Source organism: Rhizobium sp. AN80A (genome assembly GCF_030053015.1).
GTDB classification, from domain to species: domain Bacteria; phylum Pseudomonadota; class Alphaproteobacteria; order Rhizobiales; family Rhizobiaceae; genus Rhizobium; species Rhizobium metallidurans.
In genome coordinates, this window is record NZ_JASJPX010000003.1 from 1,236,175 (window position 1) to 1,253,108 (window position 16,934).

A 16,934-nucleotide genomic window follows, 5' to 3' on the forward strand; every position below is an offset into this window, starting at 1 on the left:
GAACCGGACATGACGAGGCCGGTTCTCACCAGAAATCGAGCATTGAATCAGGGCGTTGATCCATGAGGGGTGAGCCGCCATGAGTATGTTCTGCGCGATTTTTGCCGCCTGAAAAAGCGACATCCGGGGCTGGCGGAAAAAGGCTGTTAATACTATATTTAGTGATTGCAGCCACCATCACCACAAGATACAGGATGACCCATCTCCGGATGACACTCCTGTGACGATACGGAAACGAGAACTGGCTGCGCTCCTTTCGGCGCCGCCGGAGGTGGAAACTTGCGCCTTGGTCAACGGGGACGGGGCGCGCGAGCTAGAGGTTAAGGCAAATGCGCATAGAACGCCGATTTACGAAGGCAGATCAGGGCGCTTACGCGGCTATCGAATTCCGCAAGGCAACCAGCGAGATCAAGAACCCTGACGGGTCGATCGTATTCCGCCTCGAGAACATCGATGTTCCCGCGCAGTTTTCGCAGGTCGCGGCCGACATTCTGGCGCAGAAGTATTTCCGCAAGGCCGGCGTCCCTGCCCGCCTCAAGAAGGTCGAGGAAAACGACGTTCCTTCCTTCCTGTGGCGCTCGGTTGCCGATGAGGCGGCTCTGAAGGACCTCCCGAAGGATCAGCAGTACGGTTCCGAAACCGATGCGCGCCAGGTCTTCGACCGTCTGGCCGGCACCTGGACCTACTGGGGCTGGAAGGGTGGCTACTTCTCTTCCGAGGAAGACGCGGCCGCCTTCCGCGACGAACTCGCCTACATGCTCGCGACTCAGCGCGTCGCCCCCAACTCACCGCAGTGGTTCAACACCGGCATGCATTGGGCCTATGGCATCGACGGCCCCGGCCAGGGCCACTTCTATGTCGACCCCTTCACCGGCAAGCTGACGAAGTCGAAATCGGCCTATGAGCATCCGCAGCCGCACGCCTGCTTCATCCAGTCCGTCGAGGACGATCTGGTCAACGAAGGCGGCATCATGGACCTGTGGGTTCGCGAAGCCCGCCTCTTCAAGTACGGCTCCGGCACCGGCTCCAACTTCTCGTATCTGCGAGGCGAAGGCGAACGCCTTTCCGGCGGTGGCCGTTCCTCCGGCTTGATGAGCTTCCTGAAGATCGGTGACCGCGCCGCCGGCGCCATCAAGTCTGGCGGCACGACGCGTCGCGCGGCCAAGATGGTCGTGGTCGACATCGACCATCCGGATATCGAGGAATACATCAACTGGAAGGTCAAGGAAGAGCAGAAGGTTGCTGCCCTCGTCACCGGTTCCAAGATCGTCAATCGCCACCTGAAGGCGATCATGAAGGCCTGCGTCAATTGCGAAGGCGACAATGACGATTGCTACGACCCGAACAAGAACCCTGCCCTGAAGCGCGAAGTGCGCGCTGCCAAGAAGGACCAGGTTCCGGAAAACTATATCGGCCGCGTCATCCAGTTCGCTCGCCAGGGCTACAAGGACCTCGAGTTCAAGACCTACGACACCGACTGGGATTCGGAAGCCTACCTCACGGTTTCGGGCCAGAACTCCAACAACTCGGTCTCGATCAAGGACGACTTCCTACGCGCAGTCGAAAACGACGGCGACTGGAACCTGACCGCCCGCAAGGACGGCAAGGTCATGAAGACGCTGAAGGCACGCGACCTGTGGGAATCGATCTCCTACGCCGCATGGGCCTCGGCCGATCCGGGCCTGCACTTCAACACGACGATGAACGACTGGCACACCAGCCCGGCCGCCGGCCCGATCCGTGCATCCAACCCGTGCTCGGAATACATGTTCCTCGACGACACGGCCTGCAACCTTGCCTCGCTGAACCTCATCCAGTTCAAGGATGCGGCCACCAAGCGCATCAACATCGCCGATTACGAGCATGCCGTTCGCCTGTGGACGGTCGTGCTTGAAGTCTCCGTGATGATGGCGCAGTTCCCGTCGAAGCAGATCGCCGAGCGCTCCTACGAATACCGCACGATCGGCCTCGGCTACGCCAACATCGGCGGCCTGCTGATGTCGTCGGGCATTCCCTATGACAGCGACGAAGCCCGCGCCATCGCAGGCTCGCTGACCGCGATCATGACCGGCATCTCCTACGCCACTTCGGCAGAGATCTCGGCCGAACTCGGACCTTTCCCGATGTTCAAGCCGAACCGCGAAGCCATGCTGCGGGTCATCCGCAACCATCGCCGCGCCGCTTACGGCGAGACGTCTGGCTATGAAGGCCTGTCGATCAACCCGGTCGCGCTCATCCACTCCGAGAACCCGGACCAGGACCTGGCGGCTCACGCCAAGAGCGCCTGGGACAAGGCTCTCGAGCTCGGCGAAAAGCACGGCTACCGCAACGCCCAGGCAACCGTCATCGCGCCGACAGGCACGATCGGCCTCGTCATGGATTGCGACACGACGGGTATCGAGCCTGACTTCGCGCTGGTGAAGTTCAAGAAGCTCGCCGGCGGCGGCTACTTCAAGATCATCAACCGCGCCGTTCCGGAGGCGCTGCGCACGCTCGGCTACTCCGAGAGCCAGATCGCCGAGATCGAAGCTTACGCTGTCGGCCACGGCAACCTGAACCAGGCTCCGGCAATCAACCCCGGCTCGCTGAAAGCCAAGGGCTTCACCGACGAGACGATCGAAGCGCTGAACGGCGCGCTGAAGTCGGCATTCGACATCAAGTTCGTCTTCAACCAGTGGACGCTCGGCACCGACTTCTTGAAGACGACGCTGAAGGTTTCCGACGAACAGCTCGGCGACATGGGCTTCAACCTGCTCGAGCACATCGGCTTCTCGAAGAAGGACATCGAGGCTGCCAACGTTCACGTCTGCGGCGCGATGACGCTGGAAGGCGCACCGTTCCTGAAGAACGAGCACCTCGCCGTCTTCGATTGCGCCAATCCGTGCGGCAAGATCGGCAAGCGTTATCTCTCGGTCGACAGCCACATCCGCATGATGGCTGCCGCCCAGCCGTTCATCTCGGGTGCGATCTCCAAGACGATCAACATGCCGAACGACGCGACGGTCGACGATTGCAAGAGCGCCTACATGCTCTCCTGGAAACTCGGCCTGAAGGCAAACGCTCTCTACCGCGACGGCTCCAAGCTGTCGCAGCCGCTGAACGCCTCGCTGATCGAAGACGAGAGCGATGAGGACGCACTGGAGGATCTGCTGCAGCAGCCGGTCGCCGCCCAGGCCGTCACCATCACCGAAAAGATCATCGAGCGTGTGGTCGAGCGCGTGACCCGCGAACGCGAGAAGCTGCCGAACCGCCGCCAGGGCTACACCCAGAAGGCCGCCGTCGGCGGACACAAGGTATACCTGCGCACCGGCGAATTCGGTGACGGTCGCCTCGGCGAGATCTTCATCGACATGCACAAGGAAGGCGCGGCCTTCCGTGCGATGATGAACAACTTCGCCATCGCCATCTCGCTCGGTCTGCAGTACGGCGTGCCGCTCGAGGAATATGTGGAGGCCTTCACCTTCACCAAGTTCGAGCCGGCAGGCATGGTCATCGGCAACGACGCGATCAAGAACGCCACGTCGATCCTCGACTACGTGTTCCGCGAACTCGCCGTCTCCTACCTCGGCCGCCACGATCTGGCGCATGTCGATACGTCGGACTTCTCGAACACGGCGCTTGGCAAGGGCATCCAGGAAGGCAAGACGAACCTCGTCTCGACCGGCTGGACCGCGGCTACAAGCCGACGATCGTTTCGAACAGCGAACGCCAGGCATCCGGCGAGCCGAAGGGCTCGGCAACAGCCGCCCCTGCCCGCGCCTCGTCCGGCGCGACGGTGACGTCTTTCGCGGGTGCCGCCGCCCGCAAGATCGAGCCGACGGTCGCGATCTCGACCTCCGAAATCGTCGCCTTCAAGCGCGATTACGAAGAGCGCGCGAGGGAATTGGCCGAAGAGATCGCCGAGGAAGTGCTGGAAGAAGTCACGACCGAGGCGCAGCAGCAGGCAACCGCCCTGTTCTCCGACAAGGCCGCGGCTGACGCCGCTTCGGCCAAGACGGAAGCCAAGAAGATCGAATCCGAGCGCCGCGCCCGGTCGATCATGCAGGGCTACACCGGCAACATTTGCTCGGAGTGCCAGAACTTCACGATGGTGCGCAACGGCACCTGCGAGAAGTGCGACACGTGCGGCGCGACCAGCGGCTGCAGCTGATCGGCGTTAGAGAACGCCAGGCCAAATAAAAAGGCCGTCCGCTTGTCCAAGCGGGCGGCCTTTCTTTTTCAAGGTGTGGTCTGCTTTTCGTAGCGTGACTTGGCCTCAACGCGCATCCACGCCCGTCGTGTGCAGCTTGGTTCTCACATGGCGGACGCCATCGACCGAGGATGCGGCGAGTTCGACCTTGCGGGCGATGCCGATGGTCTCGACGGAGCCTTCGACGGTGACGACGTGGCCGTCGGCGTGGACCTCGATGCTGTCGATGTCGACTTCGGGGACATTCTCGATGTTTTCGGTGACCCGCGCTTCGAGATCGTCGCTGTCATCGCGGTCGATCGTGTCGGCTCGCAGCAGATCCTTCAGCCGGTTCTCGTTGCCATCGCGGTCTATGCCGTCTATGCGGAAGCCTGGATTGTCGCTTCTGTCGAAATTCGCGGGCGTTTCACCGTAGGCGCCATTTTCAGGCGCTGCGGACGATGATCCCGGTGTATCCGCATAGGGCCAGCCGTCGTCGATATTGCGCTCTTCGAAGTCGCGATAGTCCTCGCTGCGCGACAGCGGCTTCTTTCCATCATCGTTCATGGGCATCGATCTTCTCCTTCAGCGTGTTTTCAAACAACGCCCAAGAGGCCAGATGGTTCGTCAATTTTGCCTGGCGTCGCCTCGCGGATGCAACTGCGTCTACCACAACCGCTATCTCCGGGGTGCAGCCGGTTCGTGGAAACAAGCTATGGAATAGCCTAGCCCTTGTGCGTCAAAACGCAAGGGAGAGAGACATGGCGACGTGCAAGGCAAGCAATGGCGATACCTGGGAGATCTACCAAACGAATGGCCAGTGGCACTGGCGGCGCAGGGCGCCTAACGGAAATATCGTCGGCGCCTCGACGGAAGGCTATCACAATCGAAGCGACTGCATCGCCAATGCCCGGCGCAATGGAATGACCTGCGATCCGGTCTGACCGGCTCGACTGTCGCGGAATTCGATAAGGGAAGGTGCGCGGCCGATCACATCAGGGCTGCGCGCTTCCGATTGCTATCGAGCAGCCTTCGGTTCGGCGAATGTCGCAGCGCCTTGCAATGGCACGTCATCGGCCACTTCCTGCGCGACGGCGGAGAGGTCGAGATTGCCCCAGATGGATTTTTCCTTGCTGCGATCGGCACGGCGGGATGTCTTGATTTCAACAACGAACGGCTTCGATTGAGCGCGCATGTGATTCCTACTGAAAAGCGTTGAACAGAATCCATCAACGCAGCGAGCCTATGAAGCGTTCCCTTGCCGCGCAAGCGCATTCGGCGTCGCACCCCCTGACCTCGGCTGCCTATACAGCCTCAAGTCAGCCACGGGCAAAAATTCACCCCCATGACGCGAGCCGATGAGGGCGCTGCTACCGTTTTTTCGTCGCGACGGGCAGCCATGCAAAATTGTTTCCGGAAAATCCTTGAAGGAACAATCAATGTCGACTAGGTAGCACGTCGCCGAATATGGTGGCGTCCAGGCTCAGGCTTCGACGACGTCCAATCGGCCACCTTTTCCTACTCGTGTAGAGGCACCGGCAGCGGCCCCAGGTCGCTTATCGATCGTTTGATCGGCAGCCGGTTTGCAAACAAAATATCAGCGTGCGGATGGCACCTGGACAGCGGAACGGCCGATCAACATCGCTCGTTTCGACGGCTAGGGAGTCGCTGGCGCCAAGGAATGAAAAAGACTGCGAATGACCATTAAAGAGCGTTTTCTGAAACAGCAGCATGCCTGGATGATCGGCGCATGCTACTCCCGCAAACACCCCGATTTTCATCGCTATGGCGGCGTCGACGTCGCCGTTTCCCCCGCTGGAAAGAGTGTCTCGACACGTTCATGAACGACATGATCGACACCCTGCCCCGCAGCCTGTCCGAGCGCCGCCTGGCGCTGCGCAATCCGCGCCGGCCTTTCGAGCCCGGCAATGTCGAGTGGGTTTTCGTCAGCAAGCATCGTGGCCTGCGCGCGCCCGACGGCACCCGGCCGGAGTTGCCCGAAGCGCGCCTGCGCCGCGCCTGAATGCTTTCAAGCGATCGACTGTCGCCGGCTGGCGGGGTTTTCTTGTCCCTCCAGCCGGCGAATTTGTTTCGGGCGCCTGTTAGCGCCGGCCTCGTATGCTTTTCGTCAGCACAATGAGAATGAGGCCGACGGCAACGGCGAGAGCGCCCCAATAGATCCAGGGCGTCTGGTCGATCATGAAGCTCTCGGCCGGATACGGAAAATAGCCGCTGCCCTGTCCCATCCAGATCAGGCCGGTCAGGACCAGCAGGCCTTCAAGGCCATAGACGAGCTTCACCATCACATACTCCTCCACGGCGCCCTGCTCATTGCAGGACGCGAGCTCAAGCCTTCGGGAAATCGGCGCCAAGGCTGGTGTCTTTCCACGCTTCGATCAGTGCCAGGCGCTCCTTCAGCTTGGCCGTGACCGCGCCATAGCCGAACTCGCCGAGCACGAGGTGGCGCGGCGCATTCTCAACCTCGGTGATCTTGATGATCGCTTCGCCGGCGCGCACGGGATCGCCGGGTTGCTGGCCGCTGTATCCGGCCGTCTGGCGCATGCGCGCGGCGGCTGTCTCGGCGTAATCGGCGATCTTGCTCTCGGTCTGCCGCAGCGAACGGCCGGCCCAGTCGGTACGGAACGGGCCGGGTTCGACGCAGGTGACCTTGATGCCGAGCGGCGCGCCTTCGGCGGCCAGCGCATCCGACATGCCCTCGACCGCATGCTTGCTGGCCGAGTAGTAGCCGGACGCGGGGAAGCCGATGAAGCCGGCCACCGACGTGATGTTGATGACATGGCCGCGTCTGCGCGTGCGCATGCCGGGAAGAACCGCGCGCGTCATGGCGAACAGGCCGAAGACATTGGCCTCGAACTGATCGCGGATCTCGCGGTCGCTGCCCTCCTCGATCGTCGACTGATAGCCATAGCCGGCATTGTTGACGAGGACGTCGATCCGTCCGAAGCGTTCCTCGGCAGCCTTCACGGCGGCGGTGATCTGGGAGGTGTCGGTCACGTCGAGGTCGACGGCGAGCGCGTTCTCCTCATGGCCGGAAACGAGATCGGCGACGCGAGCCTTGTCGCGGGCGCTGACAACAGTCGGCCAACCGCGGGCGATGGTGAGTTTCGCCAACTCGCGGCCGAAGCCTGTCGAGCAGCCGGTGATGAACCAGACGGGATTTTTGTCTTGAGGCATGGTGTTTTCCTGAAATGTTCGTCTGAAATTGAAAGCGCCCTTGGGTGTCCTTTGGGGATCTCCTTGGGCGCGTCTTGGGGGCACCTTCTGATCTAGGGTGCAGCCCGGCACTTTTCCACAAGGGCGCGGAACGTCGAACCTGCGGATGCAAAAAGCCGCGCGCTCGCTGGAGCACGCGGCCGGATCGACCAGGATTTTCGTTTCGGCTTACTGCAGGGTACGCGGCGGCAGGCCCTGGGCAAGCGTCGCGCCCTGCTGGACGGGGGCCACGCCGGCGCCCATGCCATCAAGGCCGGTGGCGACGACGGAGACGCGGAACTTGCCATCCAGATTGCGGTCGAAGATCGCGCCGACGACGATATCGGCATCGTCCTGCACTTCGTCGCGGATACGGCTTGCGGCTTCATCGACTTCGAACAGCGTCATGTCGGAACCGCCGGAGATCGAGATCAGCACGCCCTTGGCGCCGCGCATCGAGATGTCGTCGAGCAGCGGGTTGGCGATCGCGGCTTCGGCGGCCTTCATCGCGCGCTCTTCGCCCGAGGCTTCGCCGGTGCCCATCATGGCGCGGCCCATGCCGCGCATGACAGACTTCACGTCGGCGAAATCGAGGTTGATGAGGCCTTCCTTGACGATCAGGTCGGTGATGCAGCCGACGCCGGCAAACAGCACGCGGTCGGCGGTCATGAAGGCGTCGGCGAAGGTGGTCTTCGCATCGGCGATGCGGAAGAGGTTCTGGTTCGGGATGACGATCACGGTATCGGCAGCCTGGCGCAGCGCCTCGATGCCGGCTTCGGCCGTCTTCATGCGGCGGTTGCCTTCGAAGGTGAAGGGCTTGGTGACGACGCCGACCGTCAGGATGCCGGCGTTGCGGGCCGCCTGCGCGATGACGGGTGCGGCACCCGTGCCGGTGCCGCCGCCCATGCCGGCGGTGACGAAGCACATGTGCGAGCCGGCCAGGTGATCCATGATCTCGTCGATCGATTCTTCAGCAGCCGCGCGGCCGATCTCGGGCAGCGAGCCGGCGCCGAGGCCTTCTGTCACATGCGCGCCGAGCTGGATACGGCGCGAGGCCTTGGATGTCGCAAGCACCTGCGCGTCGGTGTTGGCGGCAATGAATTCCACGCCTTCGAGGCTTTCCGCGATCATGTTGTTGATGGCGTTTCCGCCGCCGCCACCAACGCCGATCACCGAAATTCTGGGCCGCATCTCGGAAATTCCGGGCTTGGCGTTCGTCATCGCAATCTCCTTCGTGCGCATTCTTCCATGGGCTCCACCGCATTATCGGGACCCGAATCGCGCATCAGCCTATGGGCGCAAGAAGGCAGAGGCGGGGCGAAAGAACAAGATGCAGGCTTTTCTAAAATTTATCCGGAACCTTTTTTGAGGTTGGCGCATTAGATCGATTCAAGCCAGTCAAAATTCCTTTTCAAATGAAAGTCCGCCTGCCCATAAAGAGAGGAGTACCGCGCAGATGCCTATGCTCGCTTCCAGCCAGTCGATAGCCCCTCCGAAAGACCATATCGTGACCGCACAGGAAGCGCTGGAGCCGCTCTTCCTGCAGATCGAAGCGGAAGCCGAATTGCGGATGATTTCCGCGGCGCTCAAGGCCGGCTGGTCGGCCGAGGATGCTGTGACCGCAATCGACGAATTGCGTCGCACCGAGTTGCTGCCCGGCAATCGCTGAGCACCAAAAAATCATTCGCCTTCGAGGCCGGATGGCCTATCTCTACCGCGGTCAAGTGATTGCGGAGATAGGATTTCATGACCATCAAGACCATCTGCATTTTTGGTGCCGGCGCCCTTGGCGGGATGATCGCCACAAAAATAGCGGCGTCGATTGGACGCGACGTGACGGTGTCGGTCGTGGCGCGCGGAGCGCATCTCGACGCGATCCGCCGCGACGGGCTGACGCTGCATGAGGCCGGTTCCCAGACGCCGATCAATGTCAAGGTAGCGGCGACGGACAATCCGGCCGATCTTCCGCCGCAGGACCTCGTCATCACCGGGCTCAAGGGCCATCAGCTCAGCGCCGCCGCCGAGGGGATGGGCGGATTGCTCAAGGACGACACGCGCGTCGTCATGATCCTCAACGGCATTCCGTGGTGGTATTTCCACCGCGACGACCATCCCGAGTTCGCCGAGCTGCAATTCGAGGAACTCGATCCCGGCGGGGCGCTCTGGAGCCTTGTCGGACCACAGCGAGTTATCGGTTGCGTCGCACATCAGGGCGCCGAAGTCAGCGAACCGGGCAAAATCAGGCTCAGCAACAAGGGCCGCTTCATCCTCGGCGAGCCCTCGGGCGAGATCACGGGCGACCTTGAGGCTATTCAGGCCCTGCTGCGGAAGGCCGATCTCAGCGTCACGCTGTCACCGGATATCCGCAACGACATCTGGAGCAAGCTGATGGGCAATGCTTCGTTCAATCCGATCAGCGCGCTGACGCGCTCCTCCATGTCCGATCTCATGGCCGACGTTGCCGTCAGCGACCAGATCGGCAAGGTGATGAAGGAGGTCAAGGCGGTTGGCGAGGCGCTCGGCGCCAATGTGGGCATGTCGGTGGAGGAGCGCCTCGAGCAGGCCAGCCAGATCGGGCCCGTGCGAACCTCGATGCTGCAGGACCTCCTTGCCGGAAAGGCGCTGGAGATCACGCCGCTGGTTGGCATGGTCGTGGCGCTTGGCAGGCTGACCTCCGTTCCGACGCCGGTCTCCGAAACCTTGCTCGCGATGGTCTCGCGGCTCGATCGCGAGAACTGCAAGCCGGCCTCCTGACCGGCTTGGTCAGCCGCTTGCCCCTCTCAAGGCGCTCACGGAATGAGTCCGGAAACCCCTCCAGCGCCTTGAAATCATCTCGCTTTAGTTAAGCCAGTCCGCCATGCGGTCGACCGCCTCGGCGATCTCGGCTTCGGAGCCGGCGTAGGACATGCGCATCGCGCGATGTCCCTCCAGCGGATCGAAATCGAGGCCCGGCGTCGCGGCGACATCGATCTCGGTCAGCATGCGCCTGACGAATTCCATGCTGTCGTTGGTGAAGCGCGTGACGTCCACATAGGCGTAGAAGGCGCCATCCATCGGCGAAGCGATCGGCAGTCCCATTTCCGGCAGGCGCCGCATCAGGAAGTCGCGGTTGGCGGCATAGCTTGCCTTGTAGACATCGAGTTCATCCTCGGCGCCGAGGGCGCGGCGGCGGCGATCTGCGACAGTTCCGGCGCGGAGATATAGAGGCTTTGGGCGACCCGCTCGACCGGCCGCACGAGGCGATCGGGAAGCACCATCCAGCCGATGCGCCAACCGGTCATGCAATAATATTTCGAGAACGAGTTGATGACGATGGCGTCGTCGGTCACCGCGAGCGCGCTCGTCTCCTCGCCCGCGAAGGTCAGGCCGTGATAGATCTCGTCAGAAATGAAGGCGATCGAATTGGACGAGCAATAGTCCGCGAGTTCGGCAAGCGCCTTGCGACCCGTCACGGTGCCGGTCGGGTTTGCCGGGCTTGCGAGAAGAACGCCCTTCAGGCGGATACCGCTTTCCTTCTGGGCCGCCTCGAGGCTTTCGGGCGTCAGCGTGAACTGCGTTTCGGCGGCAACGGGCACCTCGACAACCCTGAGACCGAGGGCCGCGAGAATGTTGCGGTATGCGGGATAGCCGGGCCTGGCGATCGCCACCGCATCACCGGCATCGAAGAGCGACAGGAATGCGAGGTTGAAGCCGGCGGAAGAGCCCGTCGTGATCGCGATGCGCGCGGGATCGATTTCAAGGTCGTGCCGCTCGCCGTAGTGCGTTGCAAGCGCCTGCTTCAGATCAACGATGCCGAGCGCATCGGTGTAGCCGATCCTGCCGTCGTCAAGTGCGGCTTTCGCCGCGTCGAGAGCCGCGCGTGGTGCCGGATGAGACGGCTGGCCGACGGCCATGGAAATCACAGGCAGGCCGCTCGCGCGCCGCCGTGTCGCTTCCGCCAGAACATCCATTGCGTGAAACGGCTCGACTGCACTGCGTTTGGAAATGGAAAACAAGGGTACTTCTCTTTCGGCTCGAATTGCGGCCCGACAAATGCCGCATTAGTAAGTTCTTCACAATCCCGCGACCACATAACAACCGCGAGAATTCCTGTTTCAATAGGCCCGGATGCGCCGTATTTTTGCTGCTTCGCATTGCATTCCGGTCGCGGGACTGTGATACCCGAAGCATTGGACGACCGACATCACCCGCAAAGACGAGGATATCATGGCCATTCTCCCGAAAATCTTCATGGCGCTCGCGCTGACCGCCTCCGTTGTCTCCGCCCAGCCGGCCGCTGCACTCGACGACGCGCAGAAGAAGGAGTTCGGCGACTTCATCAAGCAGTATCTCATCGAGAACCCGGAGATCATGCTCGATGTCCAGGACGCGCTGCAGAAAAAGCAGGAAGCCGCACGTCTGGTCAAAGCCAACGCGACGATCTCGGAAAACAAGGCGGCGATCTTCGATTCCAAGTACGACATGGCGCTCGGCAACCCGAAGGGCGATGTCACGATCGTCGAGTTCTTCGATTACAATTGCAGCTATTGCCGCCGTGCCCTGTCCGACATGCAGACCATCCTGAAAAAGGATCCGAACATCCGCTTCGTGCTCAAGGAATTCCCGATTCTCGGCCCTGAATCGGTTGCCGCCCACAAGGTTTCGGCGGCCTTCCGCAAGCTGGCACCTGAAAAGTACAGCCAGTTCCATATCGCCCTTCTTGGCAGCGATGGCCGCGCCAACGAAGCAAGCGCCATAGAGGTCGCGCAGTCGCTGGGTGTCAGCGAAAAGGAAATCCGCGCCGAGATGGCGAAGGACCCGACCGACGCCTCCGTGCAGGAAACCTATTCGCTGGCGCAGAGCCTCGGCATCACGGGCACGCCATCCTACGTGATCGGCAACGAGCTGGTGCAGGGCGCGGTCGGTTACGAAGACCTCGAGACCAAGGTCAAGAACATGCGGACCTGCGGCAAGACCAGCTGCTGAGCCGGCCCCCATCAAATTGCCGGAATCCGGGTGCTTCAGCCATGTGGACAATATGGCGTGATTCCTGATGCCTTATCCAAAGGGCTTTCATTAAGCCTTTGGTGAGTCTATAGGTTGCCCTCGCACATTTGACGGAACACTCGATGACGCAAACCATTTTCGTCCTGAACGGGCCAAACCTGAACATGCTCGGCAAAAGAGAGCCAGGCATTTACGGCGGCAAGACGCTTCAGGACATCGAGGCGGACTGCAGGTCTGCCGGGCGAGAGCTTGGCTTCGATATCGATTTCCGCCAAAGCAACCATGAAGGCCAGATCGTCGAATGGCTGCACGAGGCCGACGACAAGGCAATCGGCGTTGCGATCAACGCCGCCGCCTATACGCACACATCGGTTGCGCTTCATGATGCGATCCGCGCCATTTCCATTCCCGTTGTAGAGCTCCATATCTCCAACGTGCATGCGCGGGAAGAATTTCGCCACAAGTCGATGATCGCGCCCGCCGTAAAGGGCGTCATCTGCGGCTTCGGACCATACAGCTACATTCTGGCGCTCCACGCGCTGAAGAACGTCACCGCATAAAAAGACAGGGCAAAACTCATGGCTGAAAAAAAGAACGGTATCGACCAGGCACTGATCCGCGATCTCGCGAACATCCTCAACGACACGGATCTGACCGAGATTGAAGTCGAGCAGGACGATCTGCGCATCCGCGTTTCGCGCGCCGGCAACACGCAGTATGTCCAGGCGCCGATGGCTGCCCCCGCCTACGCGGCCGCTCCGGCGGCGATTGCCGCGCCGGCTGCTGGCGCAGCACCTGCCGCCGCCGCTCCGGCACGCAACCCGGCCAACACGGTCACCGCGCCGATGGTAGGCACCGCCTACATGGCGCCGGCTCCGGGCGCGCGCGCCTTCATCGAAGTGGGCGCGACGGTCAAGGAAGGCCAGACGCTGCTCATCATCGAAGCAATGAAGACGATGAACCAGATCCCTGCCCCGAAGTCGGGCAAGGTCGTTGAAATTCTTGTCGAAGACGGCGCGCCGGTCGAATACGGCCAAGCTCTCGTGGTCGTCGAATAAGGCGGACGTCATGGTCTCGAAAATCCTCATCGCCAACCGCGGGAAATCGCCCTTCGCGTGCTTCGCGCGTGTAAAGAGCTCGGCATTCCCTGCGTCGTCGTTCACTCGACCGCCGATGCCGACGCCATGCATGTGCGCCTGGCCGACGAAAGCGTTTGCATCGGCCCGCCGCCGTCGCGCGACAGCTATCTGAACATTCATCAGATCGTCGCTGCCTGCGAGATCACCGGCGCCGACGCGGTCCACCCAGGCTACGGCTTCCTGTCGGAGAACGCAAAGTTCGCCGAAATCCTCGAAGCGCACGGCATCACCTTCATCGGCCCGACCGCGGAACACATCCGCATCATGGGCGACAAGATCACCGCCAAGACGACGGCGCAGGAACTCGGCATCCCCGTCGTTCCAGGCTCCGACGGCGAAGTGAAGACCGAGGAAGACGCGCTGAAGACGGCAGCCGAAATCGGTTATCCGGTGCTGATCAAGGCGACCGCCGGTGGTGGCGGTCGTGGCATGAAGGTCGCCAAGAGCCCCGACGATCTGATCGAGGCCTGGTCGACGGCCCGTACCGAGGCGGCCGCCGCTTTCGGCAACGAAGCCGTCTATATGGAAAAGTACCTCGGCAAGCCGCGGCACATCGAAATCCAGGTGTTCGGTGACGGCGAAGGCAATGCCATCCATCTCGGTGAACGTGACTGCTCGCTGCAGCGCCGCCACCAGAAGGTCTGGGAAGAAGCCAACTCGCCTGCCCTCAACGTCGAACAGCGCATGAAGATCGGCCAGGTCTGCGCCGACGCCATGAGGAAGCTGAAGTATCGCGGCGCCGGCACGATCGAGTTCCTCTACGAAAACGGCGAGTTCTACTTCATCGAAATGAACACCCGTCTTCAGGTCGAGCACCCGATCACCGAAGCGATCACCGGCATCGACCTCGTGCACGAGCAGATCCGCGTCGCTTCCGGCGGCGGTCTGTCGGTCACGCAGGATGAGATCCACTTCCATGGCCACGCCATCGAATGCCGTATCAACGCCGAGGACGCGCGCACCTTCGTGCCCTCGCCCGGCACGATCACGCATTTCCACGCACCTGGCGGTCTCGGCGTTCGCATCGACTCGGGCGTCTATCAGGGCTACAAGATCCCGCCCTATTACGACAGCCTGATCGGCAAGCTCATCGTGCACGGCCGCACCCGCGTCGAATGCATGATGCGTCTGCGCCGCGCGCTTGACGAGTTCGTGGTCGACGGCATCAAGACGACGCTGCCGCTCTTCCAGGATCTGGTCGACAACCAGGATATCGCCAACGGCGACTACGACATCCACTGGCTGGAAAACTATCTGGCCAGCAAGCCGGCTTAACCGCAATGGCAGGGTCGCGCAGGAAATCTCCAGGCATCACACCGGAAATTCTCCTGCGCGCCTATTCCATCGGGCTCTTCCCGATGGCCGAGATCGGCTGACGATCCCGAGATCTTCTGGGTCGAACCCGACCTTCGCGGCGTGCTGCCGCTCAATGATTTCCACGTTTCCAAAAGCCTCGCCAAGACCATCCGGCGCAAACCGTTCGAGATCCGCTTCGATCATGATTTCGAGGCCGTGATCGCCGCCTGCGCCGAGGAGACGTCGGGACGGCCGAGCACCTGGATCAACCAGACGATCAGATCACTCTACGCCTCGCTCTTCCGCATGGGGCACGCGCATACCGTCGAGGCATGGGACGGCGATGAATTGGTGGGCGGGCTTTACGGCGTATCGCTCGGCGCCGCCTTTTTCGGCGAGAGCATGTTCTCGCGGCGCACGGACGCCTCGAAAATCTGTCTCGTGCATCTGGTGGAACGGCTGAAGGAGAAGGGTTTCGTCCTGCTCGACACCCAGTTCACGACCGAACACCTGAAGACCTTCGGCGCGATCGACGTTGCGAAGGACGAATACGAGCATATGCTCGCCGCGGCGATGGATCTCGCCGCATCTCGAATTCTAGAAAACTGCTGTATTACTTGGCGGCCTTACTTGGCGGACTTGTCGGGCGCGGGCACATCCGATGTCGCCTTGCAGTCCTTCAGCCACACGTCGTAGATCGGATGCTCGACGGCGTTGAGGCCGGGGCTGTCGGCGAACATCCAGCCGGTGAAGATGCGGCGGATCTTGCGATCCAGCGTGATCTCGTCGACCTCGACGAAGCCGTCGATCTTCTGGGCTTCGGTCTGGTCGCGCGAATAGCAAGCCTTCGGCGTGACCTGCAGGGCGCCGAACTGGACCGTTTCATTGACGTAAACGTCGAAGGTGGTGATGCGGCCGGTGATCTTGTCGAGGCCGGAAAAGACGGCGACAGGATTGTCGATGCGGGCGGCCAGAACCGTCTGCGGCAGAAAGGACGAGCCAAGCGCCAGAGCGATCCCGGCGGCACGCAGGACAGGGTTCCGCGTGAGAAGCTTCATATCTTTCCGTCTCCACCGCATTTCAAAAATAGAAGGCCGCAGTGTCTGCGGCCATTCTGCGGGTATAGGTCAATTGTGGCCAAAAGCGGGGCCGGACAGCCTATCAGCTGCCGGGCGTCCATGCGTCGTAGTCGCCGGTCACGCGCGGGCGTTCGCCGGCAACGACGAGCGAGCCCGGCGGACGATAAGCCTGCGGCGAACCGGTCGGGTTGGCGCGATGCGCGACCTGCCAATCCTTGGCGACATAGGTCTCCTTGGACGGCGGAACGTCCGTGCGGTAGTGCATCCAGCCATGCCAGCCCGGCGGGATCGCCGATGCGTCCGCGTAGCCCTTGTAGATCACCCAACGGCGCGGCAGCCCGAAGGACGTGGTGCCGCCTTCGTAGTAGACGTTGCCCAATTCATCTTCGCCGACGCGCTTGCCGAAGCGCCAGGTCGCGAAGCGGGTGCCGATCGTCTGACCGTTCCACCAGGTGAAGATTTGCAGGAGGAGAGTTTTCATGTCTTTTCCTTGTGCCTGCCTTGGGAGCAGACGGGACCAGAATTCGATCTTTTGCTTATGCCGCCAGCAGCGCCGGTTGTCCAGCGATTCCGCAGCCAAAACAGTTCATTTCAGCGCCATCTTGAAGCCGAGATGGGACGGTTCGAAGCCGAGCCGCTCATAGAAGCGATGGGCATCCTTGCGCTTGGCGTTGGAGACGAGCTGCACACGCGCCAACCCAAGCGCGGTGGCCTTTTCGATGCAGAACTCGACCATCCGGGCGCCGATGCCCTGGCCGCGCATGTCGCCGCGCGTCTGCACGGCTTCGATGATCATGAAGGACGTTCCGCGACCGGTGAGCGTCGTCGCGATCGCGATCTGGAAAGTGCCGATGACCTCGCCAGCCAGCTCGGCGACGAACAGCGTCTGATCGGGAGAGGCGGCGATAATCTCGAAGGCGCGCTCGTAGTCAGGCAGCGCGTCTTCGCAAACCGTATCACCGTGGCCGCCAATGTCGTCGGCGGCGAACATGGCGATCAATACCTTCAGATCGTCCCGGCGGGCTTCGCGAATGATGATCTGCTTGGTCATGG

16 protein-coding genes and 4 pseudogenes are annotated in these 16,934 nt (G+C 61.8%); 11 read left to right on the forward strand and 9 right to left on the reverse strand.

What is annotated here, in order from left to right:
- Nucleotides 1-329 precede the first annotated feature (329 nt).
- A pseudogene (locus P3R82_RS17630) lies at nucleotides 330-4,150 on the forward strand (vitamin B12-dependent ribonucleotide reductase).
- Between the two features lie 105 nt (nucleotides 4,151-4,255).
- Here P3R82_RS17630 and P3R82_RS17635 read toward each other — a convergent pair.
- Nucleotides 4,256-4,741 carry a BON domain-containing protein gene (locus P3R82_RS17635; RefSeq protein WP_283194760.1) on the reverse strand — a complete coding sequence of 162 codons (486 nt, stop codon included), beginning with the start codon at nucleotides 4,739-4,741 and terminating at the stop codon, nucleotides 4,256-4,258.
- Between the two features lie 188 nt (nucleotides 4,742-4,929).
- Between P3R82_RS17635 and P3R82_RS17640 the strand changes: the two genes are divergently transcribed.
- The gene (locus tag P3R82_RS17640) at nucleotides 4,930-5,112 is read left to right on the forward strand and encodes a YegP family protein (protein ID WP_283194761.1); all 183 of its coding nucleotides are present in this window, start codon (nucleotides 4,930-4,932) and stop codon (nucleotides 5,110-5,112) included.
- Nucleotides 5,113-5,186: 74 nt separating this feature from the next.
- Here the strand turns inward: P3R82_RS17640 and P3R82_RS17645 are convergent, their stop codons facing one another.
- Nucleotides 5,187-5,363, reverse strand: coding sequence for a hypothetical protein (locus tag P3R82_RS17645; RefSeq protein WP_283194762.1), 177 nt, complete (start codon nucleotides 5,361-5,363; stop codon nucleotides 5,187-5,189).
- Between the two features lie 502 nt (nucleotides 5,364-5,865).
- On the opposite strand from P3R82_RS17645, the gene P3R82_RS17650 reads away from it, so the two are divergent.
- Nucleotides 5,866-6,012: a hypothetical protein gene (locus tag P3R82_RS17650; protein WP_283194763.1), complete on the forward strand. Its 147-nt coding sequence runs from the start codon at nucleotides 5,866-5,868 to the stop codon at nucleotides 6,010-6,012.
- Nucleotides 6,009-6,191, forward strand: a complete 183-nt coding sequence (locus tag P3R82_RS17655; protein ID WP_283194764.1) for a hypothetical protein — start codon at nucleotides 6,009-6,011, stop codon at nucleotides 6,189-6,191. Before P3R82_RS17650 ends, P3R82_RS17655 begins: the two co-directional genes overlap by 4 nt.
- Before the next feature lie 79 nt (nucleotides 6,192-6,270).
- Here P3R82_RS17655 and P3R82_RS17660 read toward each other — a convergent pair whose 3' ends face one another.
- From P3R82_RS17660 to ftsZ, 3 genes are all read right to left on the reverse strand, one after another.
- Nucleotides 6,271-6,471, reverse strand: coding sequence for a hypothetical protein (locus tag P3R82_RS17660; protein WP_183899748.1), 201 nt, complete (start codon nucleotides 6,469-6,471; stop codon nucleotides 6,271-6,273).
- Between the two features lie 43 nt (nucleotides 6,472-6,514).
- Complete coding sequence (locus tag P3R82_RS17665; protein ID WP_283194765.1) at nucleotides 6,515-7,363, reverse strand: oxidoreductase; 849 nt, start codon at nucleotides 7,361-7,363, stop codon at nucleotides 6,515-6,517.
- 207 nt (nucleotides 7,364-7,570) lie between these two features.
- Nucleotides 7,571-8,602, reverse strand: coding sequence for a cell division protein FtsZ (gene ftsZ, locus P3R82_RS17670; RefSeq protein ID WP_283194766.1), 1,032 nt, complete (start codon nucleotides 8,600-8,602; stop codon nucleotides 7,571-7,573).
- A 235-nt stretch (nucleotides 8,603-8,837) separates the two neighbouring features.
- Here ftsZ and P3R82_RS17675 point away from each other — a divergent pair, with 235 nt between their 5' ends.
- Nucleotides 8,838-9,050: a hypothetical protein gene (locus P3R82_RS17675; RefSeq protein WP_183899745.1), complete on the forward strand. Its 213-nt coding sequence runs from the start codon at nucleotides 8,838-8,840 to the stop codon at nucleotides 9,048-9,050.
- A gap of 77 nt (nucleotides 9,051-9,127) precedes the next feature.
- Nucleotides 9,128-10,135, forward strand: a complete 1,008-nt coding sequence (locus P3R82_RS17680; protein WP_283194767.1) for a 2-dehydropantoate 2-reductase — start codon at nucleotides 9,128-9,130, stop codon at nucleotides 10,133-10,135.
- A gap of 84 nt (nucleotides 10,136-10,219) precedes the next feature.
- Here the strand turns inward: P3R82_RS17680 and P3R82_RS17685 are convergent.
- Nucleotides 10,220-11,376: pseudogene (locus tag P3R82_RS17685) on the reverse strand (aminotransferase class I/II-fold pyridoxal phosphate-dependent enzyme).
- A 211-nt stretch (nucleotides 11,377-11,587) separates the two neighbouring features.
- On the opposite strand from P3R82_RS17685, the gene P3R82_RS17690 reads away from it, so the two are divergent.
- The 5 genes and pseudogenes from P3R82_RS17690 (at nucleotide 11,588) to aat (ending at nucleotide 15,498) form a co-directional block, all read left to right on the forward strand.
- A complete protein-coding gene (locus P3R82_RS17690) occupies nucleotides 11,588-12,346 on the forward strand; it encodes a DsbA family protein (protein WP_283194768.1) in 759 nt (252 codons plus the stop codon).
- A gap of 143 nt (nucleotides 12,347-12,489) precedes the next feature.
- Nucleotides 12,490-12,927, forward strand: coding sequence for a type II 3-dehydroquinate dehydratase (aroQ, locus tag P3R82_RS17695; protein ID WP_183899741.1), 438 nt, complete (start codon nucleotides 12,490-12,492; stop codon nucleotides 12,925-12,927).
- Nucleotides 12,928-12,945: 18 nt separating this feature from the next.
- Nucleotides 12,946-13,425 (forward strand): acetyl-CoA carboxylase biotin carboxyl carrier protein, encoded by a 480-nt coding sequence (gene accB / locus P3R82_RS17700; RefSeq protein ID WP_183899740.1) that lies wholly within the window; start codon nucleotides 12,946-12,948, stop codon nucleotides 13,423-13,425.
- Between the two features lie 10 nt (nucleotides 13,426-13,435).
- A pseudogene (gene accC / locus P3R82_RS17705) lies at nucleotides 13,436-14,781 on the forward strand (acetyl-CoA carboxylase biotin carboxylase subunit).
- 5 nt (nucleotides 14,782-14,786) lie between these two features.
- Nucleotides 14,787-15,498 (forward strand): annotated as a pseudogene (gene aat, locus P3R82_RS17710) (leucyl/phenylalanyl-tRNA--protein transferase).
- Here aat and P3R82_RS17715 read toward each other — a convergent pair.
- The 3 genes from P3R82_RS17715 to P3R82_RS17725 all read right to left on the reverse strand — a co-directional run bounded on the left by P3R82_RS17715 (nucleotide 15,429) and on the right by P3R82_RS17725 (nucleotide 16,932).
- Nucleotides 15,429-15,860, reverse strand: coding sequence for a DUF2155 domain-containing protein (locus tag P3R82_RS17715; RefSeq protein WP_283194769.1), 432 nt, complete (start codon nucleotides 15,858-15,860; stop codon nucleotides 15,429-15,431). The pseudogene aat and the gene P3R82_RS17715 overlap by 70 nt on opposite strands.
- Before the next feature lie 103 nt (nucleotides 15,861-15,963).
- Entirely contained in the window at nucleotides 15,964-16,362 is a 399-nt protein-coding gene (locus P3R82_RS17720) for an NADH:ubiquinone oxidoreductase subunit NDUFA12 (protein ID WP_183899736.1), read from the reverse strand.
- Between the two features lie 105 nt (nucleotides 16,363-16,467).
- Nucleotides 16,468-16,932 carry a GNAT family N-acetyltransferase gene (locus P3R82_RS17725; protein WP_283194770.1) on the reverse strand — a complete coding sequence of 155 codons (465 nt, stop codon included), beginning with the start codon at nucleotides 16,930-16,932 and terminating at the stop codon, nucleotides 16,468-16,470.
- Nucleotides 16,933-16,934: the final 2 nt, after the last annotated feature.